Source organism: Tropicibacter alexandrii (genome assembly GCF_003667315.2).
GTDB classification, from domain to species: domain Bacteria; phylum Pseudomonadota; class Alphaproteobacteria; order Rhodobacterales; family Rhodobacteraceae; genus Tropicibacter; species Tropicibacter alexandrii.
Genome location: NZ_RCTZ02000001.1, coordinates 438,667 through 460,529, shown reverse-complemented (window position 1 = coordinate 460,529; position 21,863 = coordinate 438,667). Strand labels below are relative to the sequence as shown.

The 21,863-nt window shown below is 65.3% G+C and carries 19 protein-coding genes, 1 tRNA gene and 1 riboswitch; of the genes, 4 read left to right on the top strand and 16 right to left on the bottom strand.

The window, feature by feature from the left end; translation table 11 throughout:
• Nucleotides 1–2 precede the first annotated feature (2 nt).
• The 6 genes from D8Z78_RS02245 to D8Z78_RS02220 form a co-directional block, all read right to left on the bottom strand.
• A complete protein-coding gene (locus tag D8Z78_RS02245) occupies nt 3–1,346 on the bottom strand; it encodes a TrkH family potassium uptake protein (protein ID WP_121632194.1) in 1,344 nt (447 codons plus the stop codon).
• Nucleotides 1,346–2,011, bottom strand: coding sequence for a potassium channel family protein (locus D8Z78_RS02240; protein ID WP_121632192.1), 666 nt, complete (start codon nt 2,009–2,011; stop codon nt 1,346–1,348). Before D8Z78_RS02240 ends, D8Z78_RS02245 begins: the two co-directional genes overlap by 1 nt.
• A gap of 75 nt (nt 2,012–2,086) precedes the next feature.
• Nucleotides 2,087–2,401 carry a phosphoribosyl-ATP diphosphatase gene (locus D8Z78_RS02235; RefSeq protein ID WP_121632190.1) on the bottom strand — a complete coding sequence of 105 codons (315 nt, stop codon included), beginning with the start codon at nt 2,399–2,401 and terminating at the stop codon, nt 2,087–2,089.
• The gene (locus D8Z78_RS02230; protein WP_121632189.1) at nt 2,398–2,805 is read right to left on the bottom strand and encodes a hypothetical protein; all 408 of its coding nucleotides are present in this window, start codon (nt 2,803–2,805) and stop codon (nt 2,398–2,400) included. The genes D8Z78_RS02235 and D8Z78_RS02230 overlap by 4 nt, the downstream gene beginning before the upstream one ends.
• Nucleotides 2,799–3,560 (bottom strand): imidazole glycerol phosphate synthase subunit HisF, encoded by a 762-nt coding sequence (gene hisF / locus D8Z78_RS02225; RefSeq protein WP_121632187.1) that lies wholly within the window; start codon nt 3,558–3,560, stop codon nt 2,799–2,801. The genes D8Z78_RS02230 and hisF overlap by 7 nt, the downstream gene beginning before the upstream one ends.
• A gap of 59 nt (nt 3,561–3,619) precedes the next feature.
• Nucleotides 3,620–6,697 (bottom strand): valine--tRNA ligase, encoded by a 3,078-nt coding sequence (locus D8Z78_RS02220; RefSeq protein ID WP_121632185.1) that lies wholly within the window; start codon nt 6,695–6,697, stop codon nt 3,620–3,622.
• Between the two features lie 115 nt (nt 6,698–6,812).
• Nucleotides 6,813–7,011, top strand: a riboswitch (cobalamin riboswitch).
• A 106-nt stretch (nt 7,012–7,117) separates the two neighbouring features.
• On the opposite strand from D8Z78_RS02220, the gene D8Z78_RS02215 reads away from it, so the two are divergent.
• Nucleotides 7,118–7,381, top strand: a complete 264-nt coding sequence (locus tag D8Z78_RS02215; RefSeq protein WP_128910588.1) for a hypothetical protein — start codon at nt 7,118–7,120, stop codon at nt 7,379–7,381.
• Nucleotides 7,382–7,511: 130 nt separating this feature from the next.
• On the opposite strand, the gene D8Z78_RS02210 is transcribed toward D8Z78_RS02215, so the two are convergent.
• The 7 genes from D8Z78_RS02210 to D8Z78_RS02180 form a co-directional block, all read right to left on the bottom strand.
• The gene (locus tag D8Z78_RS02210; protein WP_121632181.1) at nt 7,512–7,820 is read right to left on the bottom strand and encodes a DUF6968 family protein; all 309 of its coding nucleotides are present in this window, start codon (nt 7,818–7,820) and stop codon (nt 7,512–7,514) included.
• Between the two features lie 821 nt (nt 7,821–8,641).
• Complete coding sequence (locus D8Z78_RS02205; RefSeq protein WP_121632179.1) at nt 8,642–8,860, bottom strand: DUF1127 domain-containing protein; 219 nt, start codon at nt 8,858–8,860, stop codon at nt 8,642–8,644.
• 309 nt (nt 8,861–9,169) lie between these two features.
• Complete coding sequence (locus tag D8Z78_RS02200; RefSeq protein WP_121632177.1) at nt 9,170–10,318, bottom strand: DNA polymerase III subunit delta'; 1,149 nt, start codon at nt 10,316–10,318, stop codon at nt 9,170–9,172.
• Nucleotides 10,315–10,929 carry a dTMP kinase gene (gene tmk, locus D8Z78_RS02195; protein ID WP_121632175.1) on the bottom strand — a complete coding sequence of 205 codons (615 nt, stop codon included), beginning with the start codon at nt 10,927–10,929 and terminating at the stop codon, nt 10,315–10,317. Before tmk ends, D8Z78_RS02200 begins: the two co-directional genes overlap by 4 nt.
• Nucleotides 10,926–12,095 (bottom strand): D-alanyl-D-alanine carboxypeptidase family protein, encoded by a 1,170-nt coding sequence (locus D8Z78_RS02190; RefSeq protein WP_121632174.1) that lies wholly within the window; start codon nt 12,093–12,095, stop codon nt 10,926–10,928. Before D8Z78_RS02190 ends, tmk begins: the two co-directional genes overlap by 4 nt.
• Nucleotides 12,096–12,325: 230 nt before the next feature.
• Nucleotides 12,326–13,780, bottom strand: coding sequence for an SH3 domain-containing protein (locus D8Z78_RS02185; RefSeq protein WP_121632172.1), 1,455 nt, complete (start codon nt 13,778–13,780; stop codon nt 12,326–12,328).
• A gap of 62 nt (nt 13,781–13,842) precedes the next feature.
• Nucleotides 13,843–14,763 carry an SPOR domain-containing protein gene (locus tag D8Z78_RS02180; protein ID WP_420824295.1) on the bottom strand — a complete coding sequence of 307 codons (921 nt, stop codon included), beginning with the start codon at nt 14,761–14,763 and terminating at the stop codon, nt 13,843–13,845.
• 215 nt (nt 14,764–14,978) lie between these two features.
• Between D8Z78_RS02180 and D8Z78_RS02175 the strand changes: the two genes are divergently transcribed.
• A tRNA-Ser gene (locus tag D8Z78_RS02175) sits at nt 14,979–15,068 on the top strand.
• 71 nt (nt 15,069–15,139) lie between these two features.
• Here the strand turns inward: D8Z78_RS02175 and D8Z78_RS02170 are convergent.
• Nucleotides 15,140–15,517, bottom strand: coding sequence for an NUDIX domain-containing protein (locus D8Z78_RS02170; RefSeq protein ID WP_121632170.1), 378 nt, complete (start codon nt 15,515–15,517; stop codon nt 15,140–15,142).
• 379 nt (nt 15,518–15,896) lie between these two features.
• On the opposite strand from D8Z78_RS02170, the gene D8Z78_RS02165 reads away from it, so the two are divergent.
• On the top strand, nt 15,897–18,149 hold the full coding sequence (locus D8Z78_RS02165) for a putative bifunctional diguanylate cyclase/phosphodiesterase (protein WP_121632169.1): 2,253 nt from the start codon (nt 15,897–15,899) through the stop codon (nt 18,147–18,149).
• Between the two features lie 61 nt (nt 18,150–18,210).
• Nucleotides 18,211–18,573: a hypothetical protein gene (locus tag D8Z78_RS02160; protein WP_121632240.1), complete on the top strand. Its 363-nt coding sequence runs from the start codon at nt 18,211–18,213 to the stop codon at nt 18,571–18,573.
• Here the strand turns inward: D8Z78_RS02160 and D8Z78_RS02155 are convergent, their stop codons facing one another.
• Together D8Z78_RS02155 and D8Z78_RS02150 are read right to left on the bottom strand one after the other, a co-directional pair.
• Entirely contained in the window at nt 18,574–20,118 is a 1,545-nt protein-coding gene (locus tag D8Z78_RS02155) for a Ppx/GppA family phosphatase (protein WP_121632167.1), read from the bottom strand.
• Nucleotides 20,119–20,249: 131 nt separating this feature from the next.
• Complete coding sequence (locus tag D8Z78_RS02150; RefSeq protein ID WP_121632166.1) at nt 20,250–21,548, bottom strand: flagellin; 1,299 nt, start codon at nt 21,546–21,548, stop codon at nt 20,250–20,252.
• Nucleotides 21,549–21,863 lie beyond the last annotated feature (315 nt).

Here is a 21,863-nt window from a genome sequence, read left to right as displayed (position 1 = left end):
GCTCAGCCGAGATAGATTTGACCCGACGGGTAGCGCACGCGCGGCGTGCTGCGGGTGGCCAGAAAGAACCCGATGGTCAGCGGCCCGACCCGGCCCACGAACATGATCGCCATGATCACCGCCAGCCCGACCCCGTCCAACTGCGCCGTCGCCCCGCGCGACAGGCCGACCGTGCCAAAGGCCGAGGTGACCTCGAAGGTCAGATCCAGAAAATCGCCGTCATGCGAGATCGAGATCACGAAGATCCCCGACAGCACCAGCAGCAAGGACAGGGTCGTCAGGGCCATGACCTTGAGCACTTCCTCCAGCCCCAGCGACCGGCCAAAGGCATGCAGCGTCTGTTGTCTGCGAAAGAAGGCGACCGTGGCGAGGATCAGAACGAACAGCGTCGTGACCTTGATCCCGCCCGCGGTCGATGTCGGCCCGGCCCCGACAAGCATCAAGAGCATGGTCACAAGCGAGGTGGCATCGTGCATCCCGCCCGTGTCGATGGTGTTGAACCCGGCGGTGCGCGGCGTCACGCCCTGAAACCACGCCGCCCAAAATCGGTCGGGCAGGGGCAGGGCGCCCAGCGTCGCTGGGTTGGACCATTCCAGCAGGCCGACCATCAGCGCGCCCCAGATCGTCAGGATCAGCGTGCCCAGTAGCATCAGCTTGGAATGCAGGGTCAGCCCTTGCCAGCGGCGCTTATCGTGCAGATCGGTCAGTACGATAAAGCCCAGCCCGCCGATCATGAACAGCGCCGGGATGGTCAGGTTGATGATCGGGTTGCCGACATATCGGCTGAGGCTGTCGGGAAACAGCGCAAAGCCCGCATTGTTGAAGGCCGAAACCGCGTGGAAGACCGCCTGCCACAGCCCGGCCAGTCCGAATTCGGGCACGAAGACGAGGCAGAGCAGTGCGGCGCCCACCGCCTCGCACAGCAGCGAGACCTTCAAAACGTGGCGCGCAAGGCTGGTCACCTTCGACAGCGAGGTCTGGTTCAGGTCCTCGCGCAGTATCAGGCGGTGGGGCATTCCGACCGGAATTCCCAGCGCCAGAAAGACCAGCACCGCGAAGGTCATCAAGCCCAGCCCGCCCAACTGGATCAATAGCATGATCACCGCCTGCCCGAACGGGGTGAAGGCGCTGCCGGTATCGACCAGCGACAGGCCCGTGACCGTGACCGCCGAGGTCGAGGTAAAGATCGCCTCGCGCAAGCCGACCGCGCCATGATGGCTGGCTGGCAGCGCCAACAGCACGGCTCCGATGATGATCAGCCCAAGGTAGAAAAGCGCCAGCACGGCGGGCGGCGGTATCCTCGGGCTGCGCATCGGGTCCAGCAGACGCAGGACGAAGCGGCGCATCACAGGCTCGCCGCGAAGCTGCGCAGGTCGTCGCGCTTGCCCAGAAGCAGCACGAGGTCGTCGCATTGCAGGGCACAGTCGCTGCCGTCCTGTGCGATGAAATCGGTGCCGCGCATGACGCCGATGCAGCGCAGGTTGAACTTTTCGCCATGGGGCAGGTCGGACAGGCGCTGCCCTTCGAGGCTTTCGGGGATGCGGAAATTGACCACGTGATAGCCGTTGCCGAGGCTGACATAGTCGCGCACCAGCGGATTGTGCAGAACCTGCGCGATGTGCTGGCCCATCTCGACCTCGGGGTGGATGACCCGGTCGACGCCCAGCCGCGACAGGATGCGGTGATGCGTGCGGGTCGTGGCCTTGGCCCAGACCTCGGGCACGCCGATGAGTTTGAGGTTGATCGAGGCGAGGATCGAGCTTTCGAGGTTGGCCCCCATGGCGACCAGCGCCATGTCGCATTGATCGAGCCCGGCCTCGCGCAGCGCGGCATCATCCGAAGCATCGACGATCATCGCCTGGCTGATGGTCTCGGCCAGCGCCGACACGCGCTTTTCCGAGATGTCGATGCCGATGACATGGTTGCCGAACCGCTGCAATTCGGTCGCCACGGTGCGCCCGAAATTGCCCAGTCCGACGATGCCGAATACCCGATTGCCCTTGCGCGTCATGTGCCGCCCTCCTGCTTTCAGAGGACTATGGCGCGATCTTCGGGCAGGTCTAGGTAGGATGGGTGATCACCCATCCTACTTTTGGGCGCGCGCCGCCTTTTCCGCGAGGCCCGATTGCGATTGCCGCGCCGCCAGAACGGCCATCACCTGCGCCACCGTCACGCCGCGCGACCGCAACATCACGAGCAGATGAAACAGCACGTCCGCCGCCTCGGAGGCGAGCTTATCGGGGTCGTTCTTCACCGCTTCGATGATCGCCTCGACCGCTTCCTCGCCGAATTTCTCGGCGCATTTTTCCGGTCCCTTGGCCAAAAGTTTCGCGGTCCAGCTATCCTCGGGCGAGGCCTCGGAACGTGCGGCGACGATCTTTTCGAGCTCTTCCAAAGTCATAGGCGGCTGTCCTGTGTCAGTATGGCATCGACCAAGGTGAATATCTGCGGCTCCATCGGGGTGCCCAGCACCTGCGCGCGGTCCAGCGGCGTGAAGACCGGCGCGGCTTCCGCCTTGTCGGCGTCGGGCCAGTCGACCAGTTGAGGACCGTCGCTGTCGATCCCGATGCGAAAGCCCCAGCGTTCCCGCGGGCCGGCCTCGGCCCCCCAATCGCCGATATAGAGCCTGAGCAGAGGCAGGTGGCCGGGCGCGTTCAGCGTCACGCCGACCGTGTACCAGCCCGCGTGATACGCCCCGGCGCGCAGGAAGCCGTTGACCACCGTTGTCGGCGCACCGCAGCATTTGCAGGCCGTTTCCTCGACCTCGCCTTCCTCGACGGTGACGTCCGACCCGTCGCTCAGCATGGGCGGACGTGCACGCCGGCTGCGGCCATGTGAGCCTTGGCCTCGGCGATGGTGTAGGTGCCAAAGTGAAAGATCGACGCGGCCAGCACGGCAGAGGCGTGGCCCTCTGTCACGCCCTCGACGAGGTGGTCGAGATTGCCGACCCCGCCCGAAGCGATCACCGGGATATCGACCGCATCGGCAATGGCGCGGGTCAGGGGCAAGTTGAAGCCCGCCTTGGTCCCGTCGCGATCCATCGAGGTCAGCAAGATTTCCCCGGCGCCTTTTTCGGCAACCTTCACGGCAAATTCGACCGCGTCGATGCCGGTGGGCTTGCGCCCGCCATGGGTGAAGATTTCCCATTTGCCGGGGGACACTGTCTTGGCGTCGATGGCGCAGACGATGCACTGGCTGCCGAACTGGTCCGAGGCCTCGCGCAGCACGTCGGGGTTGGCCACGGCGGCGGAGTTAAAGCTGACCTTGTCGGCGCCCGCCAGCAGCAGGGCGCGCACATCGGCGACGGTGCGCACGCCGCCGCCCACGGTCAGCGGGATGAAGCACTGTTCGGCGGTGCGGGTGACCACTTCGAACATGGTGCCGCGGTTTTCGTGGGTGGCGTGGATGTCGAGGAAACAGATCTCGTCCGCACCGGCCGCATCATAGGCGCGGGCAGCGTCGACCGGGTCACCGGCATCGACCAGATCGACGAAGTTCACACCTTTGACGACACGGCCATCGGCCACGTCGAGGCAGGGGATGATGCGGGTCTTGAGCATGCCGTGTCCTTCCGCGCTGCACAAAGGTAGGATGGGTGATCACCCATCCTACTTCAGGTTCATCCCAACTCGGCCAGACGCGCAAGGGCGTCCTTGATCTTGGCCTCGTCCTCTTCGCGGGCCGCGAGATTGGCGCGGGCCTCTTCGACGACTTCCTCGGGCGCGCTTTCCGCGAACTTGGGATTATTCAGACGCCCGCGCAGCCCGCCCAATTCCTTGGCCAGCTTGCCCAGCGTCTTTTCCAACCGCGCCTTTTCGGCGTCGACGTCGATCAGGTCCGCCAGCGGCATGCCCAGCGTCGCGCCGCCCACCGGAACCGTGACGCAGCCCTTGGGAAAGGTGTCGACCGACTCGAGGCTTTCGATCCGGGCGAGGCGTTTCACCAGCGTCTCGTTGCGAACCCACGCGGCCTGTTCATCCGCGCCCATTCCGGTCGCCAGCAGCGGCACGTAGAGCCCAGCCGGCACGTGCATCTGCGCGCGGGCCGAGCGGACGCCCTCGATCACGCCGATCACCCAGCTGATCTCGGCCTCGGCGGCCGTGTCAACGAGGTCAGCCGCCGTGTAGGTCGGCCAGTCGGCATGGACCAGCAGCTTGGACCGCTCGCCCAGCGTGCCCCAGAGTTCCTCGGTCACGAAGGGCATGATCGGGTGCAGCAGGATCAGGCACTGGTCGATCACCCAGGACATGGTTTCGCGGGTTTCCTGCGCCAGCGCCGCATCGTCCGAGCCGAACAGCGGCTTGGAGAATTCCACGTACCAGTCGCAGACCTTGCCCCAGACGAAGCCATAAAGCGCGCTGGCCGCATCATTGAAGCGGTACTCGGTCAGCGCCAGATCGACGGTCTCGCGCACCTTGGCCGTCTCGCCCATGATCCAGCGGTTGAGCGTGGCCTTGGGCGCGGGCATCTCGCCGCCCAGACCCACGGCCTCGTTCATCTCGGCGAAACGCGCGGCGTTCCACAGCTTCGTGCCAAAGTTGCGATAGCCGGCGATCCGGTCCACCGACAGCTTCAGCACACCGCCGATCGACGCCATGGACGCATTGGTAAAGCGCAGCGCATCGGCGCCGTATTCGTCGATGATCTCCAGCGGGTCGATGACGTTGCCGGTGGTCTTGGACATCTTCTTGCCCTTCTCGTCGCGGACGAGCTGGTGCAGGTAGACCGTGTGGAAGGGGATTTCATCCACGACCGCCAGTTGCATCATGATCATCCGCGCCACCCAGAAAAACAGGATGTCCGAGCCGGTGATCAGCACATCGGTCGGGAAATAGCGCTGCATTTCATCCGTATCGGCGGGCCAGCCCAGCGTGCCGATGGGCCACAGACCGGAGGAGAACCACGTGTCCAGCACGTCCGGGTCGCGATACATCGGAAGCTGCATCGGTCCGTCAAAGGTGCGGATCGTGCCCTCATCCTGCACATCCATCGTCTCGCGCAGCTCTTGCAGGACCTGCGCGGCTTCTTGCGCGTCGGCGACGATGCGGAACTCGGTCCCTTCGGCAAAGCGCAGTTTGGCGGCTTCGATGGCCTCAGCCTCGGTCGGAGCGCAGATCGCGTACCAGTCTTCCTCGCCCGGCACGTACCAAACGGGGATCTGATGCCCCCACCACAGCTGGCGCGAGATGCACCACGGCTCGATATTCTCAAGCCAATGGTAATAGGTCTTTTCACCGGATTCCGGCATGATCTTGATCTTGCCCGAGCGCACGACGTCCAGCGCAGGCCCGACGACCTTTTCGGCGTCGACGAACCACTGGTCGGTCAGCATCGGCTCGATCACGACCTTCGACCGGTCGCCAAAGGGCTGCATGATCGGCTTGGCCTCGACCAGCGGGACCAGCTCGGTCTCGTCGGTGCGCATCTCGCCGCCTTCTTCGGGGGCGACGGGTTTCTTGACCGGGGTGCCAAGGCGCGGGTCGGTGGCCTCGGTCATCACGGCGAGGCCTTCGGCGGTGATCTCGGCAATCACGGCTTCGCGCGCCTCGAACCGGTCCAGCCCGCGCAGGTGGTCGGGGACGAGGTTCAGCGCGTCGGCCTCGGCCTCGGTCAGCGTCTGTTCGCCCCGCGACACGGCCAGCGCAATCGCTGCGGCCTCGGCATAAGGCGCCCCATCGGCGCGCATCGCCCCGCGGGTGTCCATCAGGCGGTACATCGGGATGCCGCCGCGCTTGGCCACCTGATAATCGTTGAAGTCATGCGCGCCGGTGATCTTCACCGCGCCCGACCCAAACGTCGGATCGGGGTATTCATCGGTGATGATCGGGATCAGGCGGCGGTGTTCCTTCGGCCCGACGGGGATTTCGCACAGCTGCCCGACGATGGGCGCGTAACGTTCATCCGACGGGTGCACCGCGACCGCGCCATCGCCCAGCATGGTTTCAGGCCGGGTGGTGGCGATCGAGATATAGTCGCGCTCCTCCTCGAACAGAACGTTCCCGTCCTCGTCCTTTTCCACATAGGTATAGCTCGCGCCGCCCGCGAGCGGGTATTTGAAGTGCCACATATGGCCCGCGACCTCGATATTCTCGACCTCCAGATCGGAAATCGCCGTCTCGAAATGCGGGTCCCAGTTCACGAGGCGCTTGCCGCGATAGATCAGGCCCTTTTCGTACATGTCGACGAAGACCTTGATGACCGCATCGTGGAAATTGCCCTGACTGTCGGCCTCGGGCGCACCGGGCGCGCCGGACATGGTGAAGGCGTTGCGATCCCAGTCACACGACGACCCAAGCCGATGCATCTGGCGGATGATCGTGTCGCCTTTTTCCGTCTTCCATTCCCAGACCTTGGACAGGAAGTCCTCGCGCGGCATGTCGCGGCGGCGGATGCCGTCCTCGGCCATCAGTTTCTTTTCGACCTGAAGCTGGGTCGCGATGCCCGCATGGTCCTGACCGGGCTGCCAGAGCGTGTCAAAGCCGCGCATCCGGTGCCAGCGCACCAGAATGTCCATCAAGGTGTGGTTGAAGGCGTGGCCCACATGCAGCGCACCCGTCACGTTCGGCGGCGGCAGCATGATGCAGAAGGACTCGTCGCGGGATTTGTTGGCACCGGCGGCAAAGGCCTGCGCGTCGAGCCACTTGGCGGAAATGCGCGGCTCTGCCTCGGCGGCGTTGAATGTCTTTTCCAGGGGCATCGGGCGATCCTCTTGTTCTCTTGCCTGTCGTCTAGCGAATGGGGGGCCAAAGGGGAAGGGGCGCGGGTGGCGGCAAGGTGTCGTTTTCGGTCTGGCGGGGCGTTTCGCGCTGCGGTAGCGTCCGACTCGTCAGGGTGCCACCCGAAAGGGTGGAGAATTGGGAAGCCGGTGAAAGTCCGGCACTGCCCCCGCAACGGTAAGGATGGGCGTCACGCGGATGCCACTGAGACCAAGGGTCTTGGGAAGGTGCGTGACATAATGGGCCACCGGCCCGCCCGCCAAGTCCGGAAACCAGCCTTGGCACGAATGTCCACCTGCGGCGGGCGGGAGGGGGCTTTGCGTGTCGCTTTGCCTTGCCCTGTGCCGTCGCCCGTAACTCTGCGGGGCGCAGAGGGAAAGGAGCGCGGCAAGATGCCCGCCATGAAGATCGTAGACGGATTGCAAGAGGTCAGTGACATGCGCGCCGAGGTCGCGGCGCGTGAGGGGTTTCTGGAATGGGTGTTCACCCTGCCGACCGGCGCCAGCCCGGCGCGCGCGGCGCGCGATGCGCTGGACGAGGTGCCGGGCGGGTGTCGCCACAGCCGCGCGGCCAAGGCCTTTCTGGTGATGCTGACCGAGGTCGCGTTGGACAGGGTCGTCAGCCCGGTACGGCGGGGTGGTCGCGCGGGTCGCCGATTGCAGTGACGAGGGGGGCGGGCCGATGGTCCGCCCTTCAGCTATTAGGGGGCACGTCTACGGGCAACGCCCCCCAGCCGGTCGCCTGAGCCTCAGCAAAGGCGAAACCCGCAAAGGTCCCCAACGCCCGCACGTCTCGTCAAACGCGGCTGATGGGCGCGAGGTCGCGAACGGTCTCTGCCAAAGGCATGGCCAGATTCTCCTCCCCGTCAAGCAGTAGGCGCGCACCGGTCTCGTCGCGGCGGACGATCATCTGGATATGTGCGGCCTGCATCGCCAGCAGCAGCGCCTGAACCGTATCGACCCCATTGCCTACGCCGGTCCAAGGGGTGTCGGGCCAGTCAACCTCATATCGACACAGGAAATCGCCGCGGTCCGGTTCGGGTTTGAAGAACCGGCAGGGCATCGCCGTGTCGTCGACGGTGTAGGTGCGCTCGATGAAAATCATGGGTGCATTGTCAAGGGCCCGACCTGCCGAATGCAACCCAAGAAAAAACCCCGGCGCATCACGCACCGGGGCCCAAGTTCTCCGATACCCCGGGAGGAGGAGTGGGGCTCGGTATCTTGTGCGACGGGTCCAGGGAGGAGGAGAGGACCCGCCGCGATCATGTGGACCTCAGGGAGGAGGAGAGAGGCCCGACATAGCTGGGGCAGTTGCCCCGGAAACTGGTGCGGCGACCCCAGGGAGGAGGAGAGGGGCCGCCGCTGTCATGCAAGTCCCAGGGAGGAGGAGAGGGACCGACATATCGTGGGGCGCGAGGCCCCGGTAACTGGTGCGACGGTGCCGGGAGGAGGAGTGGCACCGTCGCGATCATGTGGGTCTCAGGGAGGAGGAGAGAGACCCGACATGCTTTTGGGCGCTAGGCCCGTTGTTCTTGTGCGGCGGGTCCAGGGAGGAGGAGAGGACCCGCCGCGATCATGTGGACCTCAGGGAGGAGGAGAGAGGCCCGACATAGCTGGGGCAGTTGCCCCGGAAACTGGTGCGGCGACCCCAGGGAGGAGGAGAGGGGCCGCCGCTGTCATGTTAGCCCCAGGGAGGAGGAGAGGGACCGACATGTCTGAACGCTTGCGCGTCCGTTGTCCTGTGCGCGGCGACCCCGAGGGAGGAGGAGGGGCCGCCGCTTTGATGCAGGTCCTCAAAGGGAGGAGGAGAGGACCTGTATCGGTGTGGGACTGGTGTCCCGTGTAAGTTGGCGTCTCTCAGGGAGGAGAAGAGAGAGGCGCCGGGATCCGGTGGGGCAGGGAGGAGGAGCGCCCCGGTCCGAAACCTTAAACTTCGTAAGCGGCCTGATAGGCCACGCGGCGGATCTCGGACCGGGAAAGACCCAGGTCGCAGAGTTCGCGATTGCTCAACGCCGACAATTCACGGAACGTTTCCTTGTAGACGCGGCGGCGCGCGGAGTGTGCCCGCAATGCAACGATTGCGGCGTTCAGGCGGGCGACCAGCCCGGACTGGGCGGTGGTCTGAATGTTGGTTGCGTATGCCATGTTCGTCTTGCCTCGGTTGGCTGCGTTTCGTCTGGTTGCGCTAAACATGGATGAAATGCTGCACCTGCACAATGGATGGATCGGCAATGCTGCTATGCAGCAATTGCATGAGCGGGGCGGGAACCATTGGTTAACAGCCTGAATAGCGGGCAAAAAACAGGCTGAAAGTTGCCTCGACGCTAGGTAAACACGCGTTCTGCTAGAATATTTACCGCATTTAAACTTTTTGCTCTGCGGCCACGGCAGAGTCGGCCCGTGCTGGCAAATCCAGCGCTTGGGTCTGCGGGGCGGCGAGTCGCGTCGCGCGACTCAGATCGCGCGTTGAAGCTGCAACATCATGTCGGTGACCAGCATCGCGGGGTCGACATTCACGGCACGCGCCTTGCGGGCGCGATCCGTGGCGGTCTGCGCGATGTCCGCCCAGCGGCGGGCGCTGGCGGCATCGGGGCACAGGCGCGACAGGATCTGCGCCTCGCCCTCGGCGGCCTGCCGGTCGGGCGGCTGCCCCAAGGCGCCGGTGCGGGCGAGCCGCGCGGTCAGCTGGTCGGTCAGGGTCAGGGCGAGGTCGAGCCGGTCTTCCTTGCCACGCCCGGCGCAACTGTCGGCCAGTTGCAGCACGCGCGTCCGGTCCAGCGCGGGCAGGCTGGCGAGGATCGCCAGCAGGTCGCGATACAGCGCCAGCCCATCGAGGTTCAGCAACCGCAAGGCGGCGCCCACCGATCCGGCGGCCAGCGCGGTCAGCGCCTCGGCCTCGTCGGGTCTGACATGCGCCTCGGCCTGCGCCAGCGCCTGCGCCATGTGATCGGGATCAAGCGGGGCGCAGCGCAGCTCGCGGCAGCGCGAGCGGATCGTCGGCAAGAGCCGCGCGGGCTGGTGGCAGATCAGCAGCAGCGTCGTGCGCGCGGGCGGTTCCTCGAGCATCTTGAGGATGGCATTCGCGGCCTGCACGTTCAACTCGTCCGCCGCGTCGACGATCACCACGCGCCGCCCGCCATCGGCAGAGGATAGGTGCAAAAAGCCCGACAGCTCGCGGATTTCATCGACGCGGATATTGGCAGAGAACCGGCCCTCGGCGGCGGCCTTTTCGCGATCGCGGTCGCTGCTGCCCATGCCGCCCCGGCGCAGCAGGAACAGGCCCGGATCGGACAGGGCGCGCAGCCTGTGGGCGACCGGGTGGTCGGGCGAGATGTCGAGTGTCTCGGGCGGGGGCGGCGCGCCGAACAGGCCGTCGCCGGTCTCAGGCGGCGTGGCCAACAGAAAGCGCGCGATGCGCCAGGCCAGCGTCGCCTTGCCGACGCCCTGTGGCCCGGTGATCAGCCAACCATGATGCAGACGGCCCGAGCTGTAGGCGGTCAGAAAGGCCTGCTCGGCCTGCGCCTGACCGAACAGCGCCTCGGTCTCGCGCGGGTGCGGCGCGCCGGGGGCGCGGTCGGGTTCGGGCAGACGGTCGTCGGTCATAGGGCGTCCGTGACGGTGTGCAGGACATCGGCGGCCACGGCCTCGGCTGGGCGGTTGCCGTCGATGACCCGGAAGCGGTGCGCATATTCCTGCGCCAGCGCAAGGAACCCCGCGCGCATCTGTTCCTGCAAGGACAGGCCGAAATCCTCGAAGCGTTCCTCGGCGGTGGCGCGGGCCTTGGCCCGGCCAAGCGCGGCGACGGGGTCCATGTCGATCAGGATCGTCAGGTCGGGCTCGGTGGCGATCATGGTGTCGTGCAAGGCGTCGACCTGCGCGCGCAGGCCGGAGCGGCCCTGATACATGCGGGTGCTGTCGGCAAAGCGGTCGCAGATCACCACCTTGCCCGCTGCCAGCGCCGGACGGATCGTGCGCTCCAGATGGTCGCGGCGCGCGGCGGTGAAGAGCAGCAATTCGGTCTCGGGCGACCAGCGGTCCGGGTCGCCTTGCAGCACCAGCGCGCGGATTTCCTCGGCCCCGGGGCTGCCGCCCGGCTCGCGGGTCAGGACCACGTCGCAGCCCGCCGCGCGCAGGGTTTCGGCCAAAAGCCGCGCCTGCGTGGACTTGCCGGAGCCGTCGATGCCCTCGAAGGACAGGAAAAGGCCTTTGCTCACATCCGGTCCCCTGCGCCGTCCTCGCGCAGGCGCTTGACCAGCACCGAGGACACGGTCAGCATCCGGTGCATGAAGCCCGCCGCCTCGACATCGGCCTCGGCCACCAGCGGCACGCGGGTTTCGGGCAGGCCCTCGGGGCGGATGATCAGTTCGGCCAGCTTGTCGCCGCGCCGCACCGGGGCTTCGATCGGGCCGGTATAGACGACCTCGGCCTCGACCCCGTTCGGGGTCATGGTGGGCAGCAGCAGGGTCAGGTCGTCCTCGGCGACGAGGCCCACCGCGTCTTCGGCCCCCATCCAGATATCGGCCTGCGCGATGGCGCTGTCCTTCTTGACGATGGTCTGCTCGGCGAACTGGCGGAAGGCCCAATTGACGATGGCCTCTGATTCCTCGGCCCGCGCAGCGGCTGTGTCGAGCCCGGTGATGGCAAAGACGACGCGGCGCTTGCCATTCGCAGCCGAGCCGACAAGGCCGTATCCCGCCTCTTCGGTATGGCCGGTCTTGAGCCCGTCCGCGCCGATCCCCAAGCCCAGCAGTGGGTTGCGGTTGTTGACGTTGGACGGCGCGCGCCCGTCGAATTCGAAGCGGCGTTCGGCGAACATCTCGTAGAATTCTGGGAAGTCGCGGATGATGTGGCTGCCCAGCAGCACGAGGTCGCGCATCGACATGACATGGCCCGGTGCGGGCCAGCCGGAGGCGTTCTTGAAGGTCGAGGAGGTCATGCCCATCTGCTGCGCGCGCTGGGTCATGAGCCGGGCGAAGCCGGCCTCGGTGCCATCGGGGGACAGGGCCTCGGCGAGAACGGCGCAGGCATCGTTGCCCGACAGCACGATGATGCCGCGCAACAGATCGGAGACCTTCACCCGGTCGGTGGTGTCGAGGAACATGGTCGAGCCGCCATAGCTTTGGGCGTGCTGCGAGACCGGCAGGCGTTCATCCATCGACAGCCGCCCGTCGCGGATCGCCTCGAAGGTGATGTAGAGCGTCATCAGCTTGGACATGGAGGCGGGCGGCAGCGCCTCGTCGGCGCGTTTGGCCAGCAGCACGGTGCCGGTGGTCTGGTCGAGGACGAAGGCGGCCTTGGCACGCGTGTCGAAGGCCGCTGCCTGAGACGCTGCGATGGCGATCGCGGCGGCGGCTGTGAAAAGGCGGGGGAGGAAGCTCATGGCGCGTCTCCTGTCAGGTCGGGGCTGCTCGGTTTGGAGCCATCATGGGGCGGGGTCGGCTGATTTGTCCAGCGCCGCCCGGGCGACATAACGGGGTTTTGCGCGCATGACCACGGGGAGAGGTCGCGGTGGGCGGAAAAAGTCCTGTCCGCTCGGGCGGGCCTTCCGGACGCCCCGACTTCGCCGCCCTTCGGCGGCTCAGCGGCCCGCCCTCCAAGCCACGCCCCGGTTCAGCGCCTGAGATATTTCGACGACATCCAGCCGGTTGTGCCGGTGGCGGTGCGGACCTGCCACCAGACATCGTTCGAACCGCGGCAGGCGGCGATCGACCAGTTGTCGCCGGGGTGCAGGCGCCCGGCCTGCGAGGGTTGGCAGGCAGTGCGACAGGGGCCGGTCTGTATGGCGGTGGCTTTGAAATCATGGCTGAGGGGCGTCACGCGGGCGTCCTTTGGCACCTCGGCCAGCACTTGCGCATCGAAGCCCGGCGCGGCGCGGAGGTTCGAGAAGTTCTGCACGCCCACCACCCTGTAGCTGTGATGCACCGGGGCGCAACTGGCTGCGGGTTTGTCCGCCCGAAGATGCGGTGGCGCGGTGGCAAGGCTGGCCAGCCGCGTGCCGGCAGGCGCGCTCAGCGCCGGGTCGAGGAGGGCGGAGCGCAGCGGGGCACGGGTGATACGGGCCAGCAGCTCTGCCTGCGTCGGGGGCGTGTCGTTGCCATAGTCATAGGTGTTGAAATCGTGCAGCGCGTGGTGGGTTGCCCGCAATTGCGCGCCAGACGCCGCGCCCGGCGGGGTCCATGTCAGCTCGCAGGCGTCCCACATCATCGTGCCTTCGGCGGTGGTGGCAAACAGGTAGGCGTGGCGCTGCTGGCCCGCGCGCTGTGGCGGCAGGTCCTGATGCGCAGTGCGCACGACCGAGGTATATTGGTCGGGATCGGTGTAGGTCTGCGGGTCGAAGGTCTCGAAGACTTGGGCGCAGATCTGTGCTGCGCGCTGTGGCGCGATGCGCGTGGGCAGGTCGGTGATCCCGGTGACGTCGGCCCCCAGCGCAAGGACGCGCGCGGGCGTGTCGATTTCGAGGAAGGTGCCATCGGGCACATCGAAGAAGGCCAGCGCAAAGGCCTGATCGATCTTGAGCGCGTCGAGGCGGCTGAACAACAGCGCGCTGGACCGGATCGCGACGCCGAAGGCTTTCTTGACCTCGGTTTCGTTGAACTGTCCGGGTGGCAGGTCGAGTTGCGGCGCATGGAAGCCGAGCCGCGCGGTGCCATGCAGGCTGCGGTCGACGCTGCGTATGATGCCGTCCTCCAGACCAAGTCGGCTGCCCCCCAGAAACGCCAATGCGCAGGCGCTCAGGCAGGTGGCGCGGGCCGGCACATGGCTGGCGATCCCGGCATAGGCAAGATGTTGCGCCAGCGCCAGACCTTCGAGATAGCTGCCGCCCGGGCTGTCGAGGCAGAGCGTGATCCCGCCATACAGAAAGCGCGTCTGGCTCGGGTCGTCGGGGCTTGCGGTCAGGCGGCGCAAGCGGTCGGTGTCCCCGGCGGCGATCTGGCCCGTCAGGGCGATATTGCAGCCCTCCGGGTGATCGTCGAGGATGCGGAACTCTGCCGCGCCCACCGGGGTCGTGCCCCCTGCAAGGACCAGACCCAAGGCCAGACAAACTGCGATTGCGATGTATTTCATGAGGCGTCCCCAATTGCCATGCGGTCAGGCTGGCACGGCAAAAGGGCGATTTTTGGGCAGGCCTAGTTGGTGACCGCGTAGGCGTCGGAAAATCCTTCACCTTTGATCTTCTTCAGCAGCGTCGCGACCTCGTCGCCGGTCTGGGCCGGGCCCACCACCACGCGCCAGAAGGTCTTGCCCTGCGATTGATGGGTCTTGACCGTGGGCACCATGCCGACCTGCCGCATGGCCGTGGCGGTGTTCTTGGCGTTCTGCTCGACCGAGAAGATACCGATCTGGATGAAGGGCTTGGCCAGTTTCGACGCCGCAGGCTTGGGCTTGGGCTGCGGCTTGGCGACCGGCGCTGGGGTCGCATCGAGCGCGGCGGTCTGAACGGCAGCCGGGGCTGCCACAGGGGCTGCATCGAGCGCCTTAGCTGCGTCGCTCAGGACCGGGTCCAGCGCGCCTTCGCTGACGTCGGCCGCGGCCGGTACGGCGGCGGGCGCAGCCTCGGCCAGTTGGGGCGCGGCATCGTCGACCGAGACCTCCTCGCGGCGCAGGGCCACGACATTCAGGTTGCCCGGCTGACCGGCCAGCAGCCCAAGTGCCGCCGCAGCGTCGGAGGACACCTGAAGGCGCGGGCCGGGCGTCTCGCGCGTCTTGCGGAACAGCGCGCCGATGACGTATTGGCCATTGGCCTCGTTGCGGATGATGGCCCGCTCCGGCTCGGACACGTCGGGATGCGCGACCCAGACCCCCCCGAGCGACGGGCGGCCATCCCAGAGACCGGCCTCGGTCGTCTGGAAGATCTCGGGCGCCTCGACATCCCGCTCGGAGGTCACGACATTGTCACCCACCGCGCCACGGGACACGACATCGCCCCCGTCTTTGGGTGTCAGAAAGCCGGGCATCTGGCCGCTTTCACACGCTGCCAGGGCCATGATTGCCGTACACATCAAAAGGATGCGCACCTTGCGACCGCGATAGGAGAAATCACCGCTCATCTCGTGCCTCTTGCCGTTTGTTGTGGCGCTGTTTTGCGCCGCGCCGGGTTTTCCCGGTCGCTTGATCTGCCTCGGACGGGCTCTTGCGGCCCTTGCTCAGGGCAAGGTATCCGTTCGAAGCGCTTATGAAAAGCCTGCAATCGAGAGATGGGCGGATTTTCCCTGAAGTGGTGACTTTCAGAATCGAACGGAGCGCCTTATGTGTCTTGCGCACCGGAGGTTTGGCAGAGTGGTCGAATGCGGCGGTCTTGAAAACCGTTGGGCGTGAGAGCGTCCCCAGGGTTCGAATCCCTGAGCCTCCGCCATCTGTCCTCGCAAGGCAGTACGAGCCTGTGGGTGGCAGCCGTTCGGACCCTCTTTCCACTGTCGAGATTGCTCAAAACGACCTTCGCTGCTGCGCGCGGCGCGGGTTCGTGTGACGTCTGCGCGTGGGGGCTAGGGCAGTCTCGCTGCTTGGGGACAAGTCAGGGCAAGATGCTCTCGATCCGGCCAAGATAGATCGGCGCGCACAGGCCCGCCGGGTTCGGATCACGTCTGCGACATGGCAGATATCCCCGACCTGCGGAACGATGTCGATCTCTGCGAGGCATTCGCGGGCGAGGCACGCCTGCATGGTCTCGCCGGTTTCGAGCCGCCCGCCCGGCAGGGGCAGGTCGCGTTGGCCATTGGCCCTGCGCTTGACCTGAACCAGCACAAGGGGACCCCTGCGGATCACAGCGCGCACTGTCTGGCGTATGGCAAGATCCTCGGTCATCCGCCCCTTATGAGGGGCGGTTTCGGGCGGGTGCAATGCGAAACCAGACAGGCGAATACACCGGCCATGCCTGCAACGTGTGGTTGTGCGAGGCTCGCTGGTCCGACTCTAAGGAGCGTCACTTTTGACGCCGATCCACGTGATTTTTGGCTATCATATTGTAAATATGCCTCATTTTAATGACGCCAACCAGGGTCATTAAAATTTTCGGAAGACACTTAACAGCCTGACTGCGCTTGCAAAAACCGGGCTGACGGCCATCGGGCAAGCCTTTGCACAGCGGTTGTCTCGGATTTTTCTGAATTCGTTATCATCCGGTTAACGAGCCATCCCTTAGCTTACATCCCAAGTTTTTGAACGGGCAACCACGGGTGGGTACGTGACCGACCAATCCTATCGGCAGCACAAGGGCGTCAGACTGGTCGAGGCGGGGCCTCCGGACCTCGCGCTGTCGCGTGCGATGCTGAGGTCGGACAAGCTGATCGCCGCCACCGAAGCCGCCGATACCGCGCTGTGGAGCGTGTGCCCCGAGACCGGCGAAACGTGGTTCAGCGACATGTGGTACGTCGCCCTCGGCTACGAGGTTGGCGCGTTCGAGCCGTCTTTCGACGTGTTCCTTGAGTTGATGCATCCCGATGACCGGGCGGGCACCATCGCCGCTTTCGAGGACCTGCTGGCCGGGCGCGTCGACAAGTACACGGCGGATTTCCGTTTGCGCTCTTCGGCGGGCGACTGGTGCTGGATCGGGGCCGTCGGAAACAAGGTCGATCGCAGCGCCGAAGGGCTGCCCTTCATCGTGTCCGGGATGCAGATGGACATCACCCGGCGCAAGCAGACCGAAGCCCGGCTTGAGGAGCTGGCCCAGCAGGCGTATGACAGCCACCACCTCTTGGACAGGCTGGCCGAGAACACCCCGGTCTCGCTTTACGAATTCCGCATTTCGGCGCAGGGCAAGGTGTCCGTGCCCTACATGTCGCGCAGTTTCATGCGGCTGGCCGGCGTGACGGAAGAGCAGGCGGTCCACGAGCCCGAGGCGATCTTTGCCGCGATCCATCCCGACGACGTGCCCGTGATCCTCGACAATATCGAATATTCACGCCGCAACCTGACCCATTTCAAGCAACGCTATCGTGTCACCGATCACGAGGGCGGCTGGCTTTGGGTGCAGGCCATTTCCAAGCCGATGCGGTTGGAGGATGGCTCGACCACGTGGCATGGCAGCCTGTACGACGTCACCGCCGAGGTGGCGCGGGAACACGAACTGTCGCGGGCCCGCGACAAGGCCTTGCAATTGCAGGCCGAGATGTCGCGCCTCGCGCTGACCGATGGGCTGACCGGGCTGCCCAATCGCCGCCATTTCGACGCTTGGCTGGACGCGCGCCGCAAGAAGATGATGCGCGGATCGACCGACAGCCCGGCGATCCTGATCCGCAACGATCTCGACCGGTTCAAATATGTGAACGACACGCTGGGCCATGCGGCGGGCGATGCGGTCTTGCGCCATGTCGCCAAGGTGATCGAGCAATGTATCGACCCGTCCGACTTTCCGGCGCGGCTGGGTGGTGACGAATTCGCCATCCTGATCGGCGAACGGCGCAGCATCGAGGATGCCCAGAAGACCGTCGAGGACATCCGCGAACGGCTGTCCGAACCGTTTCTCTTCGAGGGCAAGACCTGTCGCTTTGGCGCCAGCTTCGGCGTGGCCGCCGCGAGCGATGCCGAGACGCTGGCCGGCGATCTGCTGTCTTTTGCCGATGCCGCGCTCTACGAGGCCAAGAGCCTCGGCCGCAACCGGGTCGAGGTCTTCACCACCGAGTTGCACAACGAAATCCTGGAAGCCCGCCACCTTGCCGGCGAGATCGAGTTCGGGCTTGAACAGGAGGAATTCGAGCCGTTCTTCCAGCCACAGGTCTGCGCGCAGACCGGGGCGCTGGTCGGGATCGAGGCGCTCGCACGTTGGCGATCGTCCAAGAACGGGCTGATCCAGCCGATGCGCTTCATCGAGATCGCCGAACAGATCCGCGCGACCGCCGCCATCGACGAGATGATCCTGAGAAAGACCAAGACCATCGTTGCCAACTGGCGCGAGGCGGGGTTCACCCCGCCCAAGATCAGTTTCAACGTCAGCACCGGCCGGTTGCGCGATCCCGGCATCGCCCTGTCGGCGTCGGCCTTGCAGGCGCAAGGCATCCAAGTGGCGTTCGAGTTGCTGGAATCGATCCTTCTGGAAAGCCAAGACGAACTGTCATCCTACACGCTGGACCTTGTCCGCGATGCGGGCATCCTGATCGAGGTCGATGACTTCGGCACCGGCCATGCCTCGATCCTCGGTCTGCAACGGGTGCGGCCCAATGCGCTCAAGATCGATCGCCAGTTGATCAACGGGATCGAGGATGGCGGCGCTGCCCGCGAATTGGTGCAGGCCATCGTCCATATCGCCCGCGCCCTGTCGATCGAAACCATCGTCGAGGGGGTCGAGTCCGAGGCGCAGGCCGCGATCCTGCGCGACATGGGCTGCGACCATCTGCAAGGCTTCCTCTATGCCAAGCCGCTTTGCGCCGACGATCTGCTGGCATGGCATGAGGCGCGCACCGCGAACCAGCGCCAATTTAGCGCCCGACCGGGCGCGTGACCCGAAAGATAGGGTGAAACCGGGGCTTTGGATTCGCCGTGACCCACCCTATATTGAGGCCATGAAACATCTCAGCGCCTCACTCCTCGTCCTTGCCCTTCTGGCCAGCCCTGTCAGCGCGCAGGAAAACAACAGCGGCACCAGCCTGATGGAGGAGGGGGCCAAGCAGTTCTTTCGCGGCCTGATGGACGAGATGGACCCGGCCCTGAAGGAACTCGAGGGGCTGGCGCGCGAGATGGGGCCGTTCCTGAACGACTTCGTCACCGAGATGGGCCCGGCGCTGAAGGACCTGATGGGCAAGGTCGAAGACTGGTCGGTCTACCACCCGCCGGAGATCCTGCCCAACGGCGATATCATCATCCGCCGCAAGACAGAGGATGAACTGGCCGACGACACCGCCGATCAGGAGCCGGTGGACCTGTAATCAGATTTGGACCATGTCGAACCGCTCGGCGCCCATGGCCTGCGCCAGCGAGGCAAAACGCGCCTCGGCCACCTCGCCATACAGGGCCACCGCATCCGCATGCAGCTGCAATTGCAGCTGCTTTTCTGCCGGGTCCCATTGCAGATGCGCGCTGGAACCATCGGCATCCATCGACCACAGCATCGCCCCCAGCCGCATCGCCTTGCCGAGGATTTCCGCCTCTGTCTGATGCACTTGATCGAGCAGGCCATAGAGGTGCTCGAACCGCGTGCCCTCGCGCTTGTTGCGGTAGCGGTGCAGCAGGGCGAGGCCCAGAAACACCCGCTCCCAATGCTTGAGCCCGCCCAGATTGGCGCGGGTGGCGGCGTCGAAACAGGTTTCGGCGCGGTAATCGGGATGGGCGCGCCAGCTGACATCGTGCAACAGGCAGGCGGCCTTGATCAGGCGGCGCATGATCGGCAGCGCATCGGGAAAGACCGGCATGACAAAGTGATACAGCGCGCGGCCATGGCCCGGCATGCGCGCATCCTTGGCCTCGGCAAAGCGGCAGGCCTCGATCAGCGGGTCGCGATTGCGCAACTCCTGCGGCATCTGTTCGTATAGCAGCCCCTCGCGGATGCCATAGCTGGAAATCGCGATGTCCTTCGGCTCGAAGGTCGCCAGAAGCTGTTGCAGAACCTCGGCGGCGATCGGCACCAGCGCCATGCGCGTGCCCGACACACCGCAGGTCTTGCGCAGTTTTTCGGGGTCGTTGGCCTCGACAAAGGCGATGGTCTCGGCCACGGATTTCGCATCCATCCGGTATTCGTGCAGCACGTGCAGCGGATAGCCACGGCGTTCCATGTCGATCTTGGCAATCGCCCGCCAACTGCCGCCAACCAGAAACAGTCGGTCGCGCTGGGTGCCCATGTGATCCGCAAGGATCTTCATCTGTTTGCGGATTTCCTTGTCGCGGGCCTTCTTGCCGCCATCCAGCCCCTGCAGCTTCAGCGGGCCAAGCGGAGAGGTGATGCAGCGCCCGACCTCGCCGCGCTGGATCTCGGCCAGTTCCATGGACGAGCCGCCGATGTCGCAGACCAACCCGTAAGAGGCGGGCCAGCCCAACAGCACGCCCTGCGCCGATAGGCGTGCCTCTTCCGAGCCGTCGATGACGTGGATTTTCAACCCGGTCTCGCGTTCCATCAGCTTGCGGAATTCCGGCCCGTCCTCGGCGTCGCGCATTGCGGCGGTGGCGACGACGGTCAGATGCGGCAGCTTCATGTTGCGCGCCAGCAGGGCAAAGCGGCGCATGGCACGCATGGCGCGCTCGCGGCCTTCGGGGTTCAGGCGGCCAGTCTCGGCCATGCCAGACCCCAGCCCGCACAGGATTTTTTCGTTGAAGAAATAAGCCGGGCTGCGCGCAGCCCCGTCAAAGACCACCATCCGGACGGAGTTCGAGCCGATATCGACAACACCGACATTGCTCAGCGCGCGCGCCTTGGGGTCGTTGAAAAGCGGTTTGCCGAACGGGTCCCAATGCCCGTGGGTGTCATCCTGCGCCGTCATTGGGCCCCCTGCCGTTTGACGGCGTTATGGACCGTGCGCGGCGCCCGGGTCAATGACGACGGGCGATGAATGCCGCAAAGAAAAGCGGGCCGCCCCCGGACCCGCTCATCCTTTGGTCGGGCGGCCCGGCATTACCGGAACAGGCCCAGCAGCGATTGTGGCGAGGAATTTGCAATCGACAGCGATTGCATCGCCAATTGCTGTTGCACCTGCAATGCCTGCAGGCGGGCCGAGGCTTCCTCCATATCGGTGTCTACAAGCGCCCCGATGCCGGATTTCAACGCGTCGGACAGGCCGGTCACGAAGTCCTGCTGCGTGTCCAGACGCCGGGCATCCGACCCGAAGGAGGCCGCCGCGTCGATGCCGACATCGATCAGCCCCTCGATCGCGCCCAGTGCCGCATCCGCGCCGCTGTCGCTGTTGACGTTGATGCTGCGCAGGTCTTCGAGACCGCCGCCGATGGTGTTTCCCGCATCCGCGCCCAGTTCGTTCACCTTGACATCGATCGTGTCCGTGCCGTCCGTCACGCCGGAGGTGATGGTGATCGTGTCACCTGCGGCGCTCATGCTCAGCACGTTGCCGTCCAGACCGTTTTCGGCGGCATAGGTGTTGAACTTGCGCACCAATGCGGCGGCCACGTCCCCGGCGGTGTCTCCGTCGCGGGCCACGTAGGTCATGTCGCCTGCGGCCATCTCGGCTTGGGTCTCGGTTGCGGCGGCGGTGCTTTGGTAATCCGCCTCGACGAAGGAGGAATCGTTGCCGTCGGTCCCGAAGATCGACAGGGAAAAGGCCGCGCCCGCCTCGACGGTCAGACCTGACAAGTCCAGATCGACTTCTTGGGTTGCGTCCAGCGTTCCGGTGACGGCATCGGCATTGTAGGTCCCGCCGGTGGCGGCCACGCTGCTGGCGCTGGTGCTCAGGTCACGCTTGCGGATGGCGATGTCGGAATTGGTGACATCGTTGCCGTTGCGGTCGATGGAGGCCAGCACGTTGGTCGAGCCCGAACCCGCCGTCGCGTCGGTATTCTGCAGCATGTTCAGCCCGTTGAACGAGGCCGAGGACACGATGCTGTCGACCTGATCGACCAAGGCGTCGATATCCGCCTGAATCTTGGATCGGTCTACGTTCTCTTCCTGTGCCGCGACGACCTTGCCCTTGATCTCGGTCATCAGTTCGGTGATCGTCTCGGCCCCTTGGCGCGCCACGCTCATCGTGGATTGCCCCAGAGACAGGCTTTCCGAGACGCCCTTGAAGCCGCGCACGTCGGCCTCCATCGTCTTGGAAATGGCCCAGATGGCGGAATTGTCATCGGGGCGCGCAACGCGCCGCCCGGTGGCGATTTCGGTCTGGACCGTTGAAAGTTCGGTGTTGATCGCTCGAAGCGTCTGCAGGGCCACCGTTGCCCCGTTATTCGTCAGGATGCTCGACATTGCACTCGCCCCTACGCATGAAGGCGCATTTTACGCCAGAAAAAAGCCGGGAGACCCGACCGGACCAAGGTCATTCTGACGATACGCCACCGCGTTCACGGCACGTGCCACCGGAGTTCGGTGCCCCTACAAAGTGACGCAGCGCTGCTTAAGGGGTTTTTAAGGCTTTGCGGCAGTGCAGGGGTCATTCCGTGGCGATTTCGCGGCGGGACAGTGCCGGGCAAGGCTTTTCGAAAAGCCTTGATCCCCGCAAATTCGAATTTGCGGACCAAGCGCCTTCGAAGGCGCTTGTCTCAAGGCGCTTCGAAGCGCCTT

Bases quoted from the DNA above. Each gene is read 5' to 3' on its own strand.
- D8Z78_RS02245 (WP_121632194.1), bottom strand. From the start codon at position 1,346: ATGCGCCGCTTCGTCCTGCGTCTGCTGGACCCGATGCGCAGCCCGAGG.
- D8Z78_RS02155 (WP_121632167.1), bottom strand. From the start codon at position 20,118: ATGACGGCGCAGGATGACACCCACGGGCATTGGGACCCGTTCGGCAAA.
- D8Z78_RS02150 (WP_121632166.1), bottom strand. From the start codon at position 21,548: ATGTCGAGCATCCTGACGAATAACGGGGCAACGGTGGCCCTGCAGACG.
- D8Z78_RS02185 (WP_121632172.1), bottom strand. From the start codon at position 13,780: ATGAAATACATCGCAATCGCAGTTTGTCTGGCCTTGGGTCTGGTCCTT.
- D8Z78_RS02220 (WP_121632185.1), bottom strand. From the start codon at position 6,697: ATGCCCCTGGAAAAGACATTCAACGCCGCCGAGGCAGAGCCGCGCATT.
- D8Z78_RS02200 (WP_121632177.1), bottom strand. From the start codon at position 10,318: ATGACCGACGACCGTCTGCCCGAACCCGACCGCGCCCCCGGCGCGCCG.
- D8Z78_RS02205 (WP_121632179.1), bottom strand. From the start codon at position 8,860: ATGGCATACGCAACCAACATTCAGACCACCGCCCAGTCCGGGCTGGTC.
- D8Z78_RS02230 (WP_121632189.1), bottom strand. From the start codon at position 2,805: ATGCTGAGCGACGGGTCGGACGTCACCGTCGAGGAAGGCGAGGTCGAG.
- D8Z78_RS02240 (WP_121632192.1), bottom strand. From the start codon at position 2,011: ATGACGCGCAAGGGCAATCGGGTATTCGGCATCGTCGGACTGGGCAAT.
- D8Z78_RS02160 (WP_121632240.1), top strand. From the start codon at position 18,211: ATGAAACATCTCAGCGCCTCACTCCTCGTCCTTGCCCTTCTGGCCAGC.
- D8Z78_RS02215 (WP_128910588.1), top strand. From the start codon at position 7,118: ATGAAGATCGTAGACGGATTGCAAGAGGTCAGTGACATGCGCGCCGAG.
- D8Z78_RS02235 (WP_121632190.1), bottom strand. From the start codon at position 2,401: ATGACTTTGGAAGAGCTCGAAAAGATCGTCGCCGCACGTTCCGAGGCC.
- D8Z78_RS02180 (WP_420824295.1), bottom strand. From the start codon at position 14,763: ATGAGCGGTGATTTCTCCTATCGCGGTCGCAAGGTGCGCATCCTTTTG.
- D8Z78_RS02210 (WP_121632181.1), bottom strand. From the start codon at position 7,820: ATGATTTTCATCGAGCGCACCTACACCGTCGACGACACGGCGATGCCC.
- D8Z78_RS02190 (WP_121632174.1), bottom strand. From the start codon at position 12,095: ATGAGCTTCCTCCCCCGCCTTTTCACAGCCGCCGCCGCGATCGCCATC.
- hisF (WP_121632187.1), bottom strand. From the start codon at position 3,560: ATGCTCAAGACCCGCATCATCCCCTGCCTCGACGTGGCCGATGGCCGT.
- D8Z78_RS02170 (WP_121632170.1), bottom strand. From the start codon at position 15,517: ATGACCGAGGATCTTGCCATACGCCAGACAGTGCGCGCTGTGATCCGC.